Origin of the sequence: Streptomyces sp. NPDC008163 (genome assembly GCF_042956885.1) — a bacterium.
GTDB classification, from domain to species: domain Bacteria; phylum Actinomycetota; class Actinomycetes; order Streptomycetales; family Streptomycetaceae; genus Streptomyces; species Streptomyces drozdowiczii_A.
In genome coordinates, this window is the sequence record NZ_JBIBHG010000001.1 from 257,338 (window position 1) to 274,855 (window position 17,518).

Below are 17,518 nucleotides of genomic sequence, written 5' to 3' on the forward strand. Positions count from 1 at the left end.
GTCCCGGCACCTCTGGCAAAGTGCCCCTTATGTGCCACTACTGCGGCTGCCGTGAGATCCCGTTGGTCAAGGAGTTCATCGCGGAGCACGAGTCCGTCACGGACACGGCGGGCGCGGCCCTGCGCGCGCTGGACGAGGGGAGCCGGGCCCTCGTCCCGGACCTGGTCGCCCGGATGGAGCGGGAGCTCGTGGCGCACTGGCAGGGCGAGGAGCAGGGGCTCTTCGCGGTGATGAGGGCCGACCCGGAGTACGCGGACTACATCGACGCGCTCGTACGCGAACACCGCGAGCTGGGCGCGTTCCTCCGGGAGATCGACCTCACCCGCGCCGAGGACGTCGTCCGCCTGCGCGAGGCGGTGGCCGAGCTGCACCACCACATCGCCAAGGAGGAGGACGGTCTTTTCCCGGCCTCGCTCACGGCGTTGACGGGGGAGGAGTGGGACCGCTCGATGCGGGCCTGGCGGGAGGCGCATCCGGCGTAGGCCACACCCGTGTGGCCGCGCCCTCCGGGCGGGGGGCGGTGGGCGCGGTGCTCAATGGGAGGGCCGTGTACGCCGGGGACGAGGAGGCACACATGGGCGAGGCGATCGGCGCGATGCTCACCTCGGCGGTGGGCATCGCGATCAGCCCGTTGCCGCTGATCGCGGTGATCCTGATGCTGGCCACCCCGAAGGGCCGGACGAATGGCATCGCGTTCACCGTCGGCTGGGTGGTGGGTCTGGCGGCTGTCGTCGCCGTCGTCGTGGCCGCGGGCAGCGGGCTGCACACCGAGGGGGAGAAGCCTTCCTGGGCGTACTGGCTCAAGCTGGCCCTGGGCGTGCTGTTCGTGCTGATGGCGTACAGGCAGTGGCGCGGCCGGCCGCGCGAGGGGCACGAGAGCGCGGCGCCGAAGTGGATGCGGGCCCTGGACCGGTTCACCCCGGCCAAGGCGGCCGGGCTCGCGGTCGCGCTGGTGGCCGCCAACCCCAAGAACCTGGTGCTGGCCGTCGGCGGTGCCGTCTCGATCGCGACTGCCGACGCGTCGGGCGCGGGCAAGACGGTGGCCGCCGTGCTGATGGTGGTCGTCGGCTCCTTGTGCACGCTGCTGCCCCTCGGTGTCTACCTGCTGGGCGGCAGTCGCTCGGCGCGTGTGCTGAGCGGGTGGAAGGAGTGGATGTCCGTCCACAACGCGGCGATCATGACCACCGTCCTCGCCGTGCTCGGTGCCAAGTACATCGGTGACGCGCTCACCGGCCTCTCGTGAAGCGGTCGGCCGCGAGCCGGGCCCGCCGGGCGCTCGCCGGGCTGGGCCGGCCGAAGGCTTCGGACGCGGCCTCCGGGGCGGTGACCGGTCTGTTCTCCATCCCCGAGGGGATGGCGTACGCCTCGATCGCGGGGTTCAACCCGGTCGCCGGTCTCTACGCGGGCGTCGTGCCCGCGATCGTGGGCTCGCTGACCTCCCGTACCGTCCTCATGGTCACCACGCTGACCAGCGCGATCGCCTTGACCTCGAAGAGCGTCCTGTCGGACGCGGGGCTCGACCCCAAGGACGCCGGGAATGTGGCCGTGCTGACCGTGATGGTCGGCGCGGCGATGCTGCTCCTGGGCGTGCTGCGGCTCGGCGCGGTCATGAGCTTCGTGTCGAACGCGGTGATGACCGGCCTCTCCACCGGCATCGCCCTGCAGATCATGACGGGCGTACTGAAGGACGCCACCGCCTACACGCCTCAGGGGCACAACAAGCTCTACCAGCTCGTCGACTGGCTGGTGCACGTCGGGAGCTGGCAGGGCGCGGCGACCGCCACCGCCGCCGTCACGGTCGCGATCTGGGCGGCGGCCCGAGCCGTCAGACGCCTCGAACCCGTCGCCCTGCTCATCGCGATGGTCGTGACCAGCATCGGGGCGGCACTCCTCGGCACCGACGTGGAGCTGGTCAGGGACATCGCCGCCATCCCCATGGCCCTGCCGTCCTTCACCGCGCCGGATCTGTCCGCCGTGCCGCACCTGATCGGCGGGGCGTTCTCGGTGGCGCTGGTCGCCCTCGCCCAGGCTGCGGGGATCGCGCCGTCGATGCCGAACCCGGACGGCACCCGCTCCGACGTCAACGGCGACTTCCGTTCCCAGGGCTGGGCCAACCTCGCGGGCGGCCTGTTCCAGGCGATGCCGTCGGGCGGTTCGCTCTCGCGTACCGGGGTCGCGGTCTCGGCCGGGGCCCGCACCCGCTGGGCGGGAGTCGTCTCCGGCGTCTTCCTCGCCCTGGTCGTCCTGGTGGCCGGTTCGCTCGCCGAGCGCATCCCGATGCCCGTGATCGGCGGGCTGATCCTGGTCGTCGGCGGCGAACTGGTCTGGGGCAAGCGCCACGACATCCTCCTCGTCCTGCGCACCTCGCGGATGTCGTCGGCGGCGATGGTCCTCACCTTCCTGGCCACCACCCAGATCCCCCTCCAGCAGGCGATCGTCCTGGGCGCCGTTCTGTCCCTCCTGCTGTACTGCGCGCAGGCCGCGCGGCAGGCGAAGCTCGTCGCCCTGCGCCGCACCCCGGACGGAGCCGACGGCCCCGGACACTGGGAGACCGCCGAACCGCCCACCGCCCTCGCACCGGGCACGGTGACCGTCCTGGAGTACGCGGGCTCCTCCTTCTTCGCCGAACTGCCCAGGATCGAGAGCCAGTTGCCCGGGGTGGACGGGGCGCGCGGGGCGGTCCTCGTCCTGACCGTCCGCGTCCTGCCCGACGTGCCCTCCTCGGCGATGCTCAAGCTCCTCGACCGTTACGCCGCCCGCCTGGAGGACCAGGGCGGCCGGCTGATCCTGTGCGGTGTCGAGCCCGTCCTGCTCCGGCTCCTGGAGCGCTCCGGCACCGCCGCCCGGCTCGGCCCCGGCGGCATCGTTCCCGCCGCGCCACAGATCTTCGGCCCGTTGGAGACCGCGTACGCGGAAGCGTGCCGCTGGGCGTCCGGGCCACGGGCCGACAGGGCTTAGCGCGGCTCAGCAGGGCGACCCGCAGTCCGAGACCGCCTGCGGCTCCGCCAGGACGTCGAGGCCGTACCCGAGGGCGGCGAGTCCCGCGACGGCTGTCGCGAGTCCGAGCGCGGTGCGCCACCGCCCCCGTACGGCGGCGAAGGCGGCCAGGGTCGCCAGCGTGCCGCCGAGCAGCAGCATGGGCAGACCCAGCAGGAGCACATCGGTGTTCCGCTCGCCCTCGAAGCCGCCGAAGAGGCTCCTCCGCCCGTACGGAAGCCAGACGACGAGGCCCGCGAGGGCGCCGAGTATCGCGGTGAGGAGTCCTGCGGTGCCGGTGAGGGCTTCGCGCCGGGGGGTCGTTCGGTCGGTGTCCATGTGCGGGAGGACGCCGCCGGCCCGGTGGACGGTTCGGCCGGTCAGGCGGCTCTGTACGGTTCCGCCTCGCGGCAGTCGCGGCAGTGGCCCGGTTCCGGGGCGCGGAAGACGCGGTCGCAGCGGTCGCAGTCCTGGAGGGGGACGGGGGCGGGTTCCGGTGCGGTCGGGAGGGGGAGCGGGGGCGGGAGGAGGGCGGTCAGGCGGTTGCGTACGAAGCCCGCCGGGTGCCTGACGATCGGCGGGAGGTCGCTCGTCAGGGCGTGCCGGACCGTTGCGGGGGGTACGTCGCGGGCGAGCCAGGTCGCGACTGCGGGGGCCAGTTCGCTGATCGCCCGTGCGGACAGGGTGAGTTGGGGAGCTTGGCGGCGGAGGCTCGTGAGGAGGGTGGCCGCCTCGGGGTGTGGTTCGGGGCGCGGGTCAGGGTGCGGTTCGGGGGTCGGGGGTGTCGCCGGGGCGGGTTCCCGCTGCTCCGGGGTCGCCTGCGGCTGGTTGTACGACGTCGTACGGGTGACCACCCGGCCGTCCGCCAGGCGTACGCGGTCCCGGTGCAGGTATCCGGCCGCCTCCAACTCCCTTAGCGCCGCCGCGATGCGGGCCTCGCTCTCCGGGAAGCGGGCCGCGAGGAGCTTGATGCCGATCCTGGCGCCCGTGGGCAGCGACTGGACGTGCGCGGCGAGCCCGATCGCGATGAGCGAGAGCTGCGCGTGCTGGGCGAGGTGGTTGCCGATCACCGTGAAGCCGGTGGTGTGGCGGACGTTGACGTGCTGGACACCGGCGGTGGGGGAGCCGGAAGGGGCGCGAGGGGGCGCGATAGCCTGCGAGGTAGCCATCAGGAAGCTGATCTCTTCCGTGTTGGTCAGGCCCTCGGTGGAGATTCCCGTCTCGCCGGGGGCCGTCACGTTCTGTGGTGTTGTCGCGGCGAGCATATGCGAGCGAACCCGGCCCGAATCCAGCCCAGTTGCCCGAGTTCACTCGCGCGAGTGATGCAGGTCAGGGCGGGGTGGGGTGGGTTTTGGTCTGGTTCTTTCCCGGGTTCTTTCAAAAGCCTTTTTGCGTCGCGGAGGACCGCGACCCGGTGACCCGGGACGCGGTGGGGGACGTCACGGTACGAGGTCCAGCTCGGCCCACACCGTCTTGCGGGGCACCGGCCCCTCCTCGACGCCCCAGCGGTCCGCCAGCGCCGCCACGATGAGCAGGCCGCGCCCGCTCTCGGCGCACGGGCCGGGGGTGTCGGGCACGGGCAGGCGGTCACTCCGGGTGTCCGTCAGCTCGATCCGCAGCCGTGACGCTTCGTCCACGGTGAGGCTCAGCCGGAAGTCCCGGCCCTGCACCCGCCCGTGCGTGGCCGCGTTCGCGGCCAGCTCGGCCACGATGTGCGCAGCCGCCTCGGTGGGGAGCCCCCAGTCGCCCAAATGCGCCGTCGTGAGCAGCCGGGCGAGCCGTGCGCCCCGGCGGGTGGGGGAGAGCTGTACGGCGAACTCCCGGACGGGAGCGGAAGTTTCGGGTCGGGTGATTTCTCGATTCACGTCACTCAGGGTGGCCGCGCGCCCCTACCGTGAACAGTGACTCGATGCTTACGTACGGTCATTGTCCCGAGCTTGTCCAGCGTTGTCCCCGCTGTACGGGGTGACGCCCGGGGGACGTACACGGTTGAGGAACGACGGCACGCGTGAAAGCGGGGCACGGATGAGTGTGGACGAGGTCGGTACGGAGTGGCAGACGGATGCCGGGGCGGACGAACCCGGCTGGGACGTCGATCCCGACGACGAGTCGGGCGTCGCGGTGGTCGCCGCGGTGGGCCGCCAGCTCAGGGCGTGGCGGGAGGCGGCGGGGCTTACGGCGGCGGAGTTCGGTACGCGGCTGGGGTACGGGGAGAACCTGATCTACAAGGTGGAGGGCGGGCGCCGCATCCCTCGGCCTGAGCTGCTGGATATGGCGGACGAGGTGTGCGGGGCGAGCGGCAAGATCGTCGCGATGAAGAAGGACCTGGCAACGGTCAGGTACCCGAAGAAGATTCGCGAGCTGGCGAAGATGGAGGCCCAGGCCGTCGAGCTTTCGGCCTACGGAAGTCACAACCTCCACGGCCTGTTGCAGACGGAGGAGTACGCGCGTGCGCTGTTCGGAATGCGGCGCCCCGGCTTTTCCTCGGACGAGGTGGAGCGGCTGGTCGCTGCGCGGATGGCTCGAAAGTCCGTCTTCAGCCGCTCACCTGCGCCGGAGCTCAGTTTTGTGCAGGAAGAGGCGACGCTGAGGCGCCCTCTTGGGGGCAGAATGGTGCTGCGACGTCAGCTCGAACACCTCCTGGAGGTGGGCGAGTTGCGGAACGTTGAGATCCAGGTGATGCCGACCAACCGCGAGGACCACGCGGGAATGGGTGGTGAGATGCAGGTGCTGAAGTTCAAGGACGGATCGGCAGTGGGGCGTTCGGAAGGCGAGTTCGGCAGCCGTCCGGTCGCTGATCCGCGGCACCTGCGCATCATCGAGCTGCGAACTGGGATCATGCGGGCTCAGGCTCTCACGCCTCGGGAGTCGCGGGCCTTCATCGAGCAAGTACTGGGAGAGACATGATCACCAAGAACTCTGGCGTCGACGCTCCTCGGCTGGAGTGGTTCAAGAGCAGCTACAGCGACAGCAGCAACAGTAACGAGTGCGTTGAGGTCGCGGCGTCGTCCGGTTCGGTTCATGTTCGTGACTCCAAGGACCTGTCCGTGCCGCAGATCGCCTTCGGCGAGACCGCGTGGGCGGGGTTCGTTTCGTACGCCGCTGACTCCTAGGGAGTCGTCAGGCGGTGCCGCCCATGTGGTGGGCCGCGAGTGCGGTGACCTGGGCCGCCAGGTCCGACAAGGACGCGTCGCGCAGTGCGGCGGCGTGGGCGAGTCGGGCCACGTCGTCGGCCCAGGCGCCGCAGGCCCGGTCGTCCTCGCCGATCCGGGCGAACCCCCGGTCCAGCAGGCCACGGGCCTCGTCGTCCCGCTTTCGGGCCACCGCCTTGACCGCGCCGATGGCGTTGGCCAGGGCGCTGGCCGGCCGCGACCACTCGTCGTCACAGGCGCGCGCCGCCGGGTTCCCCACGTCGTAGTGCGGGTCGTCCGCGACCGACGCGGCGCGGACGTCCAGATCGAGCCGCCAGAACAGCGGCACCCCCGCGAAGCGGACGAACAGGAGGCGTCGGCGGTCGGAGCGGTAGAAGTCCGGGTCGATACGGACGCTCTCGACCGGGCGGACCCCGCCCAGCACCCCCACCGCCCACGTCAGGCAGTCCGGGAACCGCGCGTCCGGCACCACCCACGCGATGTCGATGTCGCTGAAGGCGTCCGCCGTGCCCGATCCCAGCGAGCCGGTCAGCTCCGCACGTGATCCGGGGCAGCCCGTCTTCAGCGCGAGGCACACCTCATGGGCCAGGGCGGCACGATCGGTCTCCGTCTCACTCGCCATGACGCACACCGTAGTGCGGCCCCCTTCGACCCGTCGTCAGGCGATGGGTCAGGAGACCGGTCATGGCGCGTACGCCGTGGCCGATCGCGCGTTCGTCCGCCGCGAATTCGGGGGAGTGCGGGGCGCCGTCGATGCCCGCGTCGGTGTTCGCGACGCCCAAGTAGAGCAGCGCGCCCGGGGCCTCGTGGGTGAACAGGGCGAAGTCCTCGCAGTTGTACGGCCATGAGGCGCGGGCCCGCAGGACGGATTCCGGGCCCATCGCCGTACTCAAGTAGTCACCGGCCGCCGTGCTCAGCTCCGGGGAGTTCACCAGGGCGGGGAACGGGGCGCCCTGGGAAGCGACGTGCCCACCGGCCGTCGTCGCCAGGCGTTCGACCTGGGCGCGTACGTCCGGCAGATGTTCCTGCGGCCAGATGCGCAGGAGTACGCCGACGGCGGGGCCCGGCTCCGGCCACGCGGCGACGGACGCGGATTCCCGGCGCGACGCCGCCGCGTCGGGGTCCAGGAGGGCGTGGAAGCCCGCGTGGTACTCGGTGACGTTCTGCGGGAAGTGGACGGTGCCGAGCGCCCCGACCTCGGCCGCGACCGCCGCCGCGTCCGCGTCCGCCGGGAGCAGGATGCGGAGCTGGTCGAGGCCGGGCAGGCCGTGCCCGGGGGACACGGCGATGGTGCCGGTGGGGAACGGGCTGGTGTGCAGGGCGTAGAACTCGCGGGGCGCGAGCCGCTGCACGACGCCCGTGTCGAGCATCGCGCGGGCGCCCTGCAACGGCTCCTCGGGGGGCTGGAACACGAAGACCAGCCGGCCGCGTACCTGATCCGAGGACGCGGCCAGCCGCCGCGCGATGCCGACGCCGATCGCGGTGTGCAGGTCGTGCCCGCAGAGGTGCGCGACGCCGGGCACGGTCGAGGCGAAGCCCTCGTCGTACACCCGGCCCGTACGCGGGAACGGCAGGACGTTCTTCGTCGCGTCCACGGCGTCCATGTCCGCGCGGTACGCGATCGTCGGGCCGTCCGCCGAGCCGTCGAGCACGGCGACGACCCCGTGCCCGCCGACGCCGGTCGTCACCTCCAGGCCCGCCGCGCGCAGCTGCTCGGCGACGAGCCCGGCGGTTTCCCGTTCCCCGCCCGCGAGTTCGGGGCGACGGTGGATCTCCCGGCGGAGCGCTATCAGTTCCTCGTCGAGTGACATGGGGGCAAGGTCGCGGAGCCGGGCACCGGCGCGCAACCGAATTGCCATGCGTGACCCCGTGCCCCGGTCGTCATCCACAGGCCCGCCGCCCGCATCTGCACGGCCGATGTTTGAAGACGCCCTTCCGGTAAAGACGGTCGTTGACAAAACCTTTATACGACCAGGCAGGTGGGACATCATGGGCATCATCGCGTGGATCATCATCGGGCTTCTTGCGGGTCTCATCGCCAAGGCGCTCGTGCCGGGCAAGGACCCGGGCGGCATCATCATCACGATGCTCATCGGCATCGCGGGCGGCCTGCTCGGCGGCTGGCTCGGCAAGGTCATCTTCGGCGTCGACTCCATCGACGGCTTCTTCGAACTCTCCACCTGGATCGCGGCCATCGTCGGCTCGATCATCCTGCTCGTGCTCTACCGGGTCATCACCGGCAACCGCCGCCACGCCTGACCCCTCACCGCTCTGCACGGTCGCGCAACGGCTTCCCCGACTCCGGGGAAGCCGTTTCGCGTGTCACCAGGGGGACGGACGGTGCACCGGCAGGGGAGGCGCGAACTCAGCCGTCGGTGGCGGGGGGCGGCACGGGGCCGGGCGGGGAAGGCGCTTCCATCGGGAAGTGGATCGGGCTGAGCAGATACTGAGTCCGCTCAGGGCTCGGTTCGTTGGCGAGCTTCGGGGCGATGGCCGCGCGCAGGCCGCCGATCAGCTCGTCCAGCTCCGCCGGGCTGAGCCACAGCGAGTGCTGGCGGTAGCCCACTCGGTCGGCCACGGGATCGGCGCCGTCACGGTCGAGATATGCGGTGAACTCGGCCAGCAAAGCCGTCATCGCCGTGGTGAAGGCCCGCCGGTGGTCCTCCGGAGTGAGCGCGGAAACCGTCTCCGGAGTGATCGCGGCCCGGTCCTGCCGGAGCCGGTAATGCCGTTCCACCGCGCCGCGCACGCGGCGCTCCTCGGCCACCTCAAGGATGCCCCCGGCCGCCAGCAGGTCGATGTGCCGGTAGACGGTGGCCTTGGAGGCTTCCGGGACGCGGGCGCAGAGCTGAGAGGTGGTCAGCGTCCGCGTGCCGCCCATCGCGAGCACGATCCGCAGCCGGATGGGATGGGCGAGCAGGTCCAGGGAGTCCACACCCAACCTTCTCACGAGTGCTACCTTTCTCAATCATGAGAACGGTTGAGGGTGGGACACCGCAGGCGGCGCGGCGGTTCGCCGCGCTGTTGCGGGCGGAGCGGTTCGAGGAATCGGCGGAGCTGTTCGCGCCCGCGCTGCGGGCGGCGCTCCCCGCCGAGCAGCTGCGGCTCGCCTGGGCCACCGAGGTGGCGGGGCGCGGCGGCTCGGCGGCCGTGGCGGAGCCGGTGGCCGAGGCCGGCTCGGTGCGCGTGCGCATAGCGGTGCGCTGCGCCGAAGGCGGGTTCACCGTGGTCACGTCGGCCGGTGACGACGGGCTGTTGCAGGGGCTGCGGTTCGACACGCAGGGTGGCGCCACGTGGAAGCCGCCGGGTTACGTGGACGAGGACCGGTTCACCGAGTGCGACGTCGTCGTGGGCACCGGGCCGCTCGCCGTTCCCGGAACGCTCACCCTGCCCGTGGGCGAGGGCCCGTGGCCCGCCGTGGTGCTGCTCAGCGGCGGCGGCGCGTTCGACCGGGACGAGAGCATCGGGGCGAACAAGCCGCTGAAGGACCTCGCGTGGGGGCTCGCCTCCCGGCGGGTGGCCGTCCTGCGCTTCGACAAGGTGACCTTCGCCCACCCGGACCGCCTGCGGCCGGACTTCACGATGGCCGACGAGTACGTGCCCCACGCGCTCGCCGCCGTCCGGCTGCTGCGGGAGCGGCCCGAGGTGGCCCCGGACCGCATCCACCTGCTGGGGCACAGCATGGGCGGCAAGGCGGCGCCCCGGATCGCCGAGGCCGACCCCTCGGTCGCGGGCCTGGTGCTGCTTGCCGCGGACACCCGGCCGATGGACGAGGCGGCGGTCCGGGTGGCGCGCCATCTGGCGGCCTCGGCACCGGGTCCGGCCGCCGACGAGATGGTGTCGGCCCTGGTCCGGCAGGCCGCCGCGGTGGCGGACCCGGGGCTCACGCCCGACACGCCCCCGGAGTCACTGCCGCTGGGATTCTCCGCCTCCTACTGGCTCGACCTGCGCGCCTACGACCCGGCGGCGACGGCCGCCCGGCTGGACCGCCCGATGCTGATCCTCCAGGGCGGCCGGGACTACCAGGTGACCGTCGCCGACGACCTCGTGGGCTGGCGGCGCGCCCTCGCGGGCCGCCCGGAGGTGTCGATCCGCGTCCACGAGCGCGCCGACCACCTCTTCTTCGCCGGAAGCGGCCCGTCCACCCCGGCCGACTACGCGCGGCCCGGCCATGTGGACCCCGCCGTGGTGGACGAGGTCGCGAGCTGGCTGACGCGGTAAGGGACTCCGTAGCGCCTGCCCTCAGGACTCGCGCGGACGCGCCGCCGGACCAGGGCCCGGGCGCAGCGACGCCCCCTTGAGCCCGCGCAGAACCTCCGCCCCGATCTCCGCCAGGCGGTGCGGCTCCAGGGGTGTCGTGCCCAGGCCGATCGCGTAACCCGTGTGGTCGGGGGCCGTGACCGGGCGGGGCCAGACGCGGGTGTCCGGGGCGCCTGCTTCCGCGAGGGCGGCGGTGAGGGCGAGGAGGCGGCCTCGCAGGCGGCCCTCCTCGGACGGGGCTGCCGTCGCGAGGGCCCAGGCGGTGTGCTCGGTGAGGGGCGGCGGGGCGCAGAGCGCGGCCGGTTCCGTGTCCAGGAGCTCCCACGCCCGGAACAGCTCCGCCGTCAGCACGTCGCGCCCGGCGGCGCTCACCTGGGTCGTGCAGGAGCGGACCGGGGGCGTCGGGGTGTACACCGTGACCGGGTCGCCCGTCGCCGGGCCCTCGCCCACCGGGTCGCGCCAGTCCCACGCCGCCCACGTCGCGAAGAAGTCCCGGAGGCCGCCGCCCCCGCGCGCGGTGCGGGCCGCGAGGGTCGCCCAGGCGATGCCCGGGAGGCCGCCGCACGGCGCGGAGTCCAGGCCCCTGGCCGCCGCCCACTCCTTCACATCCCGGGCCAGCGCGGTGAACGCCTCCTCACGCGGGAACGCCTCCGCGTCGGTCACCGCGCTCAGCGCGACGGCCGCCGCCCCGCCCAGCTCCGCGCGGCGCGCCACCGCCTCGGCCGGGGGGAGGGGGCCCGTCGCCACGGTGACCAGGTCGACCCGCAGGCCGTCCACGTACCAGCGCAGGCCCGGGACCCGGGCGCCCGGCACCTCGCGCAGGTCCCGCGCCTCCGGGAAGGCTGCGGCGAGCCGGTCCCGTACGCCCGCGACGTCGGGAAGCGCCGCCACCAGGTCCAGGTCGGCGCCGGGGAGCGCGCAGCCCATGCGCCGGGAGCCGACGAGGCGGACGTGCGCGTCGGGGAGGGCGGCGGCGACGCGGGCGGTCACGGCCTCGGCCTCCTGGGCAGAGCGCGCGGTTTCTGCGGTGGCCGCCCGGGAAGCCGCGCCGAGCCCCACCCGTACCCCGTAGTGGTCCGACACATGCAGTCCACCCGGCCCCGGCTCTTCCCCGAGCAGCACCGCCGTACACGCCCGCAGCCGGTCCGCACGCAGCAGCACCCGGTCCAGGCGCGACACCCGGCCCGAGAGCGACGAGATCGCGGCCAGCGGATTGGCCGAGGGGTCGAAGGTCGGGGTGTCGTCGGCGGGGCCGTGCACCTCCGTCCACGCGTCCGCCATCGCGAGGCGGGTCTGCGGGTGGTCGCCGCCGTCGTTGAAGTCGCCGACGAGCAGCAGTTCGCCCGCCACATTCGCCAGCCCCGTCGCGAGGTCCGCCAGTTCGGCGTCCCGGCGGGCCGCGCCCTCGGGGGAGTGGTCGCTGCTGAGATGCGTGACGGCCACCGTGACCGGTCCGTCCGCCGTCTCGACGACCGCCGCAGCGACCGCCTTGTGCGGGCCCAGCGCGTGCAACGCCGCCTCGCTCACCGGGAGGCGGCTGAGCAGCAGCAGACCGTGGTCCGGCACGTCGTGCCCGGCAGGGTCGGTCGCGAGCGTGTAGTGAGCGCGCACCCAGTCGCAGCCCAGCAGCAGCGTGAGCAGCGCGGGCTCCACCTCCTGGAGCGCGATCACGTCCGCGTCCGCCGCGCGCAGCGCCCCGGCGAGCAGGGGGCGGCGGTGCGCGGTGTCGATGCGGTCGCTGTCGTAGCGGTCCCAGAGGGTGTTCCAGGTGAGGACCGTCAGCGGACCCGCCGGGCCCTTCGCGCCGCTCGGCGCCACTGACCAGGTGCCCGACGCGGGTGAGTACGCGTGCGGGGTCCGGGCCGTGAAGTACGGGGAAGGCAGGCGGCGCGCCTCCCGTATCCGGCCGGCGTCCGTCGCGTCGATCCGGTCCGTGCCCGTCGCCCGGTCCCAGACGACCTCGCCGTCCGCCTCGAAGAAGAGGACCCGGTGCCAGGGAATGTCCCCGCCCGGCGTGAACCGGTCCAGCGGCACCCGCTTCGGCTCCCGGCCGCGCTGCGCCACGCCCAGCACGAAGCGCGCCGGATCGAAGCGGGCGTCCCAGCGGACCCGGTGGTAGATCTCCTCGCTCGTACGCATCAGGCCCGGTCCTCCACGGTTCCGCTGGTGCCGATGTACCAGGTGCGGTGCGCCTGGCCGGGATACGGGGGTACGAACCGGTGCAGTTGCGACGCCAGCACCTGCGGCGGTACGGGGTGCTCCCGGCGCCCGTTGCGCGCGGCCAGCTCCGCCTCGCCGATCCAGGCCACGGCGTGCGTGACCAGGGCGTCGCGGCGGCGGGCTACCGCGTGGACCAGGGAGCGCTGGTGCGGGTTGAGCGAGGTGGCGTCCCAGACCACCGTCGCGCCGGGGACGAGGGCCGCGTCCAGGCGGTCCAGGCCCTCCCGCAGCACGTCCCCGTTGGCGCTCTGGTCGGCGCGCGAGCCCCGGGCCAGGCGGAGATCGTCCAGCGAGACGTACGTCGCGACCCCCGGCAGGCCCCGGCCGAAGGTGCTCTTGCCGCTGCCCGAGGGCCCGGCCAGCTGGACCAGGCGCGGGAAGTCCCCGGACCGCCATCGCCAGGTCGCGGCGACGGCCTCCTCGGCGGTGGCGATACGCCCGTCCGCGTACGCCTCGCGGGCCTGCGCCAGGCAGCGTGCGGCGGCCTCCGGCCCGAGATCGGCGAACGCCTCGGCCAGCCCGTCCGGCTCCCGCACCTCCTCCGCGTGCAGCGCCGACCACTCGACCTGCTCCCGCGCCCCGGCGGTGTCCGCCAGCACCCCGGACACCGCGTGCAGCACGGAGAGGTCGGCGGCGAGCGCCATCCGGGCCAGCCCGGCGCGCCGCTCCTCGTCGGGGTAGGGCCGGTGCAGCCCGGGGGCCAGCCCGACGAGGTCCGCGACGCGACGGGCGAGCGGCATGCCGACGCCGGGGGCGAGGAGCGGGACGAGGGCGGTGCGGCGGGTGCCGTGCAGCGCGGCGGCGAGGACGCCGGCGAGCCGGTCGTCCCCGGTGCGGCCGAGGGCGTCGAGGGCGTCGGCGGCGGCGAGCGCGGCGGGGGCGTCGTGGTCCTGCGCGCCCACCGCCGCCGCCAGCGCCTCCGGGGCGACGGGGGCTCCGGACCGTACGGCCCACAGCGCCGCCCCCGCGCCGAGCCCGTTCTCCACGACCTCCGCGTGCATCCAGTGCGTATCGGTGACCACGTGCCCCGGCCGCACCCACTTCCCGACGACGTGGCCGAACCGGGCCGCCGGGAAGGAGGCCGCCGGCCGGACGACGTACCCCTCCTGCCGCCCCGTATCCGGCTTCAGCGCGCGCAGCGCCTTCGCGTCGAACACCCCGCGCCACAGCACCGGCGGCGCCGGGATGCCCAGGGAGCGCAGGAACTCCACGGTCCGGTCCCAGTCCAGACAGCGGTCGCCGTCCCACACGGAGAACCCGTAGAAGTGGCTCTCCAGCGAGCCGTACGCGAGGGAGTGCCGCGCGAACACGTTCTCCCCGCAGATCCGCCACCCCGCCGGGATGCGGGAGCCGACCCGGGCCTGGAGGGCCTTCACCCAGGTCCGCGACGGATGGTGCGCCGAGTCCAGCGAACGGGCGTGCAGCCCGTCCGCGTACAACGTGGTGTTCTCGCCGTCCAGCTTCTCGGTGACGACGACCTCGGTCCCGGCCAGCGCCGCGAGATCCGTCATCCGCACGTCGTCGGAGGTGGCACCGGGCGACCAGGGCAGATGAGGGGTCCGTGGATAGTGCGTCCGCATGATCTTCCGCCCCCGTACCGTCGCCGCATCCGGTCGGAAACTGTAGGGGCGGGGGCTTGCGCGTACGAACGAATAAGTGGGGTGGGCGGCGGGGTCCGGGACCCCCGATGCGCGCCTGCGTTTGAGCATCCACTCGGCCGGGGTAAGATCCCCGACCCGATTGGCCAGGCCCGCAGCCCGTATGGCACACTAGCCAGGTTGCTCGGTTGAGTGTCAATGCTGCGCGCCTCCCGCCGGGAGGACCGGAAGCGAGTCCCACAGTACTCGTCGGCCCCATGCGGGCCGGACGTACGGGAATCTTCCGGGAAGCGTAAGTGGGGCACCGGCCAGGCGCCCGGTGGGGTTTCACCCCCGGCAGCGTGGTCTTCGGCCCGCACCCCCTTGGTTGGGAAATCCTTCGGGACTTCTGCGTAGAGGGGATGCGACACGCCCGACCGCGTGGGTCGGAGGTGGGGGATACCAGAACCCCGGGTTCCAGAGCGTTAAACGAGAGACAGGACTACTAGTAGCCATGGCGGGACAGAAGATCCGCATCCGGCTCAAGGCCTACGACCACGAGGTCATCGACTCCTCGGCGAAGAAGATCGTCGAGACGGTGACCCGCACTGGTGCGTCGGTCGCGGGCCCGGTGCCGCTGCCCACTGAGAAGAACGTGTACTGCGTCATCAAGTCGCCGCACAAGTACAAGGACTCTCGCGAGCACTTCGAGATGCGCACGCACAAGCGCCTCATCGACATTCTCGACCCCACGCCGAAGACGGTTGACTCGCTGATGCGTCTCGACCTGCCGGCTGGCGTCGACATCGAGATCAAGCTCTGAGGGGACGGCCGAGATGAGCAAGAACATCAAGGGCGTCCTGGGCGAGAAGCTCGGCATGACCCAGGTCTGGGACGAGAACAACCGGGTCGTCCCGGTGACCGTCGTCAAGGCCGGTCCGTGCGTCGTGACGCAGGTCCGTACGAACGACAGCGACGGCTACGAGTCGGTGCAGATCGCCTTCGGCGAGATCGACCCGCGCAAGGTGAACAAGCCCCTCAAGGGTCACTTCGCCAAGGCCGACGTCACCCCGCGCCGCCACCTGGTGGAGATCCGCACTCCTGACGCCAGCGAGTACACGCTCGGCCAGGAGATCAATGCCGAGGTGTTCGAGTCCGGCGTCAAGGTTGACGTCACGGGCAAGAGCAAGGGCAAGGGCTTCGCCGGTGTCATGAAGCGTCACAACTTCCGGGGCCTCGGCGCCGGTCACGGCGTGCAGCGCAAGCACCGTTCCCCCGGTTCGATCGGTGGCTGCGCCACCCCTGGGCGTGTCTTCAAGGGCATGCGCATGGCCGGTCGCATGGGTAACGAGCGCGTCACCACCCAGAACCTGACCATCCACGCGGTTGACGCGGAGAAGGGTCTGCTCCTCATCAAGGGCGCGGTCCCCGGTCCGAACGGCGGCCTCGTCCTGGTCCGTACCGCGGCCAAGGGGGCTTGAGGTAATGAGCACCATTGACATCCTTTCGCCGGCAGGCGACAAGGCCGGTACCGTCGAGCTCCCCGCGGAGATCTTCGACGCGAAGACCAGCGTTCCGCTGATCCACCAGGTCGTCGTCGCACAGCTGGCAGCTGCCCGTCAGGGCACGCACAAGACCAAGTCCCGTGGCGAGGTCCGCGGTGGTGGGCGCAAGCCGTACCGCCAGAAGGGCACCGGCCGCGCGCGCCAGGGTTCGACCCGTGCGCCGCAGTTCGTCGGCGGTGGCGTCGTCCACGGCCCGCAGCCGCGTGACTACTCGCAGCGCACCCCGAAGAAGATGAAGGCCGCCGCCCTCCGCGGTGCCCTCTCCGACCGGGCGCGTCACTCCCGTATCCACGTCGTCACCGGCGTGGTCGAGGGTGGGATCTCCACGAAGGCCGCCAAGACGCTGTTCGGCAAGATCTCGGAGCGCAAGAACCTGCTCCTGGTCGTCGACCGCAACGACGAGGCCGCGTGGCTCTCCGCACGCAACCTGCCCCAGGTGCACATCCTGGAGCCGGGCCAGCTGAACACGTACGACGTGATCGTCTCTGACGACGTGGTCTTCACCCAGGCCGCCTTCGAGTCCTTCGTGTCTGGCCCCCAGACCGAGACCGAAGGGAGCGACGCCTGATGAGCGAGGCGACCGTTACCAGCAAGACCTACTCCGACCCGCGCGACGTTCTCGTCAAGCCGGTTGTCTCGGAGAAGAGCTACGCGCTGCTCGACGAGAACAAGTACACGTTCATCGTCGCGCCGGGCTCCAACAAGACCCAGATCAAGCAGGCCGTCGAGGCGGTCTTCTCGGTCAAGGTCACCGGGGTCAACACGATCAACCGCCAGGGCAAGCGCAAGCGCACCCGCACCGGTTTCGGCAAGCGCGCCGACACGAAGCGCGCCATCGTGACCCTCGCTGAGGGCGACCGTATCGACATCTTCGGCGGCCCGACCTCCTAGTGAGGCCGAGTCGTCCGGAATCGGACGAGGACTGAGAAATGGGTATCCGCAAGTACAAGCCGACGACCCCGGGCCGTCGTGGCTCCAGCGTCGCCGACTTTGTCGAGATCACGCGGTCCACGCCGGAGAAGTCGCTGGTCCGCCCCCTGCACAACAAGGGCGGCCGTAACAACACCGGTCGTGTGACCGTTCGCCACCAGGGTGGTGGCCACAAGCGCGCCTACCGCGTGATCGACTTCCGTCGTCACGACAAGGACGGCGTGCCGGCCAAGGTCGCGCACATCGAGTACGACCCCAACCGCACCGCGCGCATCGCGCTCCTGCACTACGCGGACGGCGAGAAGCGCTACATCATCGCGCCGCGTGGCCTGACGCAGGGCGACCGTGTCGAGAACGGCCCGGCCGCCGACATCAAGCCCGGCAACAACCTGGCGCTGCGCAACATCCCGGTCGGTACGACCATCCACGCCATCGAGCTGCGGCCCGGCGGCGGCGCGAAGTTCGCCCGCTCCGCGGGTGCCTCCGTGCAGCTGCTGGCGAAGGAGGGCACCATGGCCCACCTTCGTATGCCGTCGGGTGAGATCCGCCTGGTCGACGCCCGCTGCCGCGCCACCATCGGCGAGGTCGGCAACGCCGAGCAGTCGAACATCAACTGGGGCAAGGCCGGCCGTATGCGGTGGAAGGGCGTCCGCCCGACCGTCCGTGGTGTCGTGATGAACCCGGTCGACCACCCGCACGGTGGTGGTGAGGGTAAGACCTCCGGTGGCCGTCACCCGGTTTCGCCGTGGGGTAAGAAGGAAGGTCGTACTCGTTCGCCCAAGAAGGCGTCGAACAAGTACATCGTCCGCCGCCGCAAGACGAACAAGAAGCGCTAGGA

Annotated in this window: 20 protein-coding genes; 12 read left to right on the forward strand and 8 right to left on the reverse strand. The window is 72.1% G+C overall.

What is annotated here, in order from left to right; genetic code table 11:
- The first annotated feature begins 29 nt into the window (after positions 1–29).
- From ACFZAT_RS01255 to ACFZAT_RS01265, 3 genes are all read left to right on the forward strand, one after another.
- On the forward strand, positions 30–482 hold the full coding sequence (locus ACFZAT_RS01255; protein ID WP_391258406.1) for a hemerythrin domain-containing protein: 453 nt from the start codon (positions 30–32) through the stop codon (positions 480–482).
- 92 nt (positions 483–574) lie between these two features.
- The gene (locus tag ACFZAT_RS01260; protein WP_391258409.1) at positions 575–1,243 is read left to right on the forward strand and encodes a GAP family protein; all 669 of its coding nucleotides are present in this window, start codon (positions 575–577) and stop codon (positions 1,241–1,243) included.
- A complete protein-coding gene (locus ACFZAT_RS01265; protein WP_391258411.1) occupies positions 1,240–2,958 on the forward strand; it encodes a SulP family inorganic anion transporter in 1,719 nt (572 codons plus the stop codon). Before ACFZAT_RS01260 ends, ACFZAT_RS01265 begins: the two co-directional genes overlap by 4 nt.
- Positions 2,959–2,964: 6 nt before the next feature.
- Here the strand turns inward: ACFZAT_RS01265 and ACFZAT_RS01270 are convergent, their stop codons facing one another.
- The 3 genes from ACFZAT_RS01270 to ACFZAT_RS01280 form a co-directional block, all read right to left on the reverse strand.
- Positions 2,965–3,315: a hypothetical protein gene (locus ACFZAT_RS01270; protein ID WP_391258414.1), complete on the reverse strand. Its 351-nt coding sequence runs from the start codon at positions 3,313–3,315 to the stop codon at positions 2,965–2,967.
- A gap of 41 nt (positions 3,316–3,356) precedes the next feature.
- Positions 3,357–4,145 (reverse strand): helix-turn-helix domain-containing protein, encoded by a 789-nt coding sequence (locus ACFZAT_RS01275; protein ID WP_391260151.1) that lies wholly within the window; start codon positions 4,143–4,145, stop codon positions 3,357–3,359.
- A gap of 270 nt (positions 4,146–4,415) precedes the next feature.
- Positions 4,416–4,841 carry an ATP-binding protein gene (locus ACFZAT_RS01280; RefSeq protein WP_391258417.1) on the reverse strand — a complete coding sequence of 142 codons (426 nt, stop codon included), beginning with the start codon at positions 4,839–4,841 and terminating at the stop codon, positions 4,416–4,418.
- Between the two features lie 160 nt (positions 4,842–5,001).
- On the opposite strand from ACFZAT_RS01280, the gene ACFZAT_RS01285 reads away from it, so the two are divergent.
- Together ACFZAT_RS01285 and ACFZAT_RS01290 are read left to right on the forward strand one after the other, a co-directional pair.
- Complete coding sequence (locus tag ACFZAT_RS01285) at positions 5,002–5,883, forward strand: Scr1 family TA system antitoxin-like transcriptional regulator (protein ID WP_391258420.1); 882 nt, start codon at positions 5,002–5,004, stop codon at positions 5,881–5,883.
- Entirely contained in the window at positions 5,880–6,089 is a 210-nt protein-coding gene (locus ACFZAT_RS01290) for a DUF397 domain-containing protein (RefSeq protein WP_391258422.1), read from the forward strand. The genes ACFZAT_RS01285 and ACFZAT_RS01290 overlap by 4 nt, the downstream gene beginning before the upstream one ends.
- 7 nt (positions 6,090–6,096) lie before the next feature.
- Here ACFZAT_RS01290 and ACFZAT_RS01295 read toward each other — a convergent pair whose 3' ends face one another.
- The gene (locus tag ACFZAT_RS01295; RefSeq protein WP_391258425.1) at positions 6,097–6,750 is read right to left on the reverse strand and encodes a hypothetical protein; all 654 of its coding nucleotides are present in this window, start codon (positions 6,748–6,750) and stop codon (positions 6,097–6,099) included.
- Positions 6,740–7,939, reverse strand: coding sequence for a M20/M25/M40 family metallo-hydrolase (locus ACFZAT_RS01300; RefSeq protein WP_391258428.1), 1,200 nt, complete (start codon positions 7,937–7,939; stop codon positions 6,740–6,742). The genes ACFZAT_RS01295 and ACFZAT_RS01300 overlap by 11 nt, the downstream gene beginning before the upstream one ends.
- A 178-nt stretch (positions 7,940–8,117) precedes the next feature.
- Here ACFZAT_RS01300 and ACFZAT_RS01305 point away from each other — a divergent pair, with 178 nt between their 5' ends.
- Complete coding sequence (locus ACFZAT_RS01305) at positions 8,118–8,387, forward strand: GlsB/YeaQ/YmgE family stress response membrane protein (protein WP_073964445.1); 270 nt, start codon at positions 8,118–8,120, stop codon at positions 8,385–8,387.
- A gap of 106 nt (positions 8,388–8,493) precedes the next feature.
- Here ACFZAT_RS01305 and ACFZAT_RS01310 read toward each other — a convergent pair whose 3' ends face one another.
- On the reverse strand, positions 8,494–9,078 hold the full coding sequence (locus ACFZAT_RS01310) for a helix-turn-helix domain-containing protein (protein ID WP_391258432.1): 585 nt from the start codon (positions 9,076–9,078) through the stop codon (positions 8,494–8,496).
- A 20-nt stretch (positions 9,079–9,098) separates the two neighbouring features.
- Between ACFZAT_RS01310 and ACFZAT_RS01315 the strand changes: the two genes are divergently transcribed.
- Positions 9,099–10,349 carry a serine aminopeptidase domain-containing protein gene (locus ACFZAT_RS01315; protein WP_391258435.1) on the forward strand — a complete coding sequence of 417 codons (1,251 nt, stop codon included), beginning with the start codon at positions 9,099–9,101 and terminating at the stop codon, positions 10,347–10,349.
- Positions 10,350–10,370: 21 nt separating this feature from the next.
- On the opposite strand, the gene ACFZAT_RS01320 is transcribed toward ACFZAT_RS01315, so the two are convergent.
- Positions 10,371–12,527, reverse strand: a complete 2,157-nt coding sequence (locus ACFZAT_RS01320) for an RNA repair domain-containing protein (protein WP_391258438.1) — start codon at positions 12,525–12,527, stop codon at positions 10,371–10,373.
- Positions 12,527–14,188, reverse strand: coding sequence for an RNA ligase family protein (locus ACFZAT_RS01325; protein WP_391258441.1), 1,662 nt, complete (start codon positions 14,186–14,188; stop codon positions 12,527–12,529). The genes ACFZAT_RS01320 and ACFZAT_RS01325 overlap by 1 nt, the downstream gene beginning before the upstream one ends.
- 511 nt (positions 14,189–14,699) lie before the next feature.
- Here ACFZAT_RS01325 and rpsJ point away from each other — a divergent pair.
- From rpsJ to rplB, 5 genes are read left to right on the forward strand one after another with little or no spacing between them, the layout of a single operon-like run.
- Positions 14,700–15,008, forward strand: a complete 309-nt coding sequence (gene rpsJ / locus ACFZAT_RS01330; RefSeq protein ID WP_003948644.1) for a 30S ribosomal protein S10 — start codon at positions 14,700–14,702, stop codon at positions 15,006–15,008.
- Positions 15,009–15,021: 13 nt separating this feature from the next.
- Positions 15,022–15,666 (forward strand): 50S ribosomal protein L3, encoded by a 645-nt coding sequence (gene rplC, locus ACFZAT_RS01335; RefSeq protein ID WP_018101228.1) that lies wholly within the window; start codon positions 15,022–15,024, stop codon positions 15,664–15,666.
- 4 nt (positions 15,667–15,670) lie between these two features.
- Positions 15,671–16,318 (forward strand): 50S ribosomal protein L4, encoded by a 648-nt coding sequence (gene rplD / locus ACFZAT_RS01340; protein WP_143621221.1) that lies wholly within the window; start codon positions 15,671–15,673, stop codon positions 16,316–16,318.
- Positions 16,318–16,641 (forward strand): 50S ribosomal protein L23, encoded by a 324-nt coding sequence (rplW, locus tag ACFZAT_RS01345; protein WP_003966958.1) that lies wholly within the window; start codon positions 16,318–16,320, stop codon positions 16,639–16,641. The genes rplD and rplW overlap by 1 nt, the downstream gene beginning before the upstream one ends.
- A 38-nt stretch (positions 16,642–16,679) precedes the next feature.
- Positions 16,680–17,516 (forward strand): 50S ribosomal protein L2, encoded by an 837-nt coding sequence (gene rplB / locus ACFZAT_RS01350; RefSeq protein ID WP_073964434.1) that lies wholly within the window; start codon positions 16,680–16,682, stop codon positions 17,514–17,516.
- Positions 17,517–17,518 lie beyond the last annotated feature (2 nt).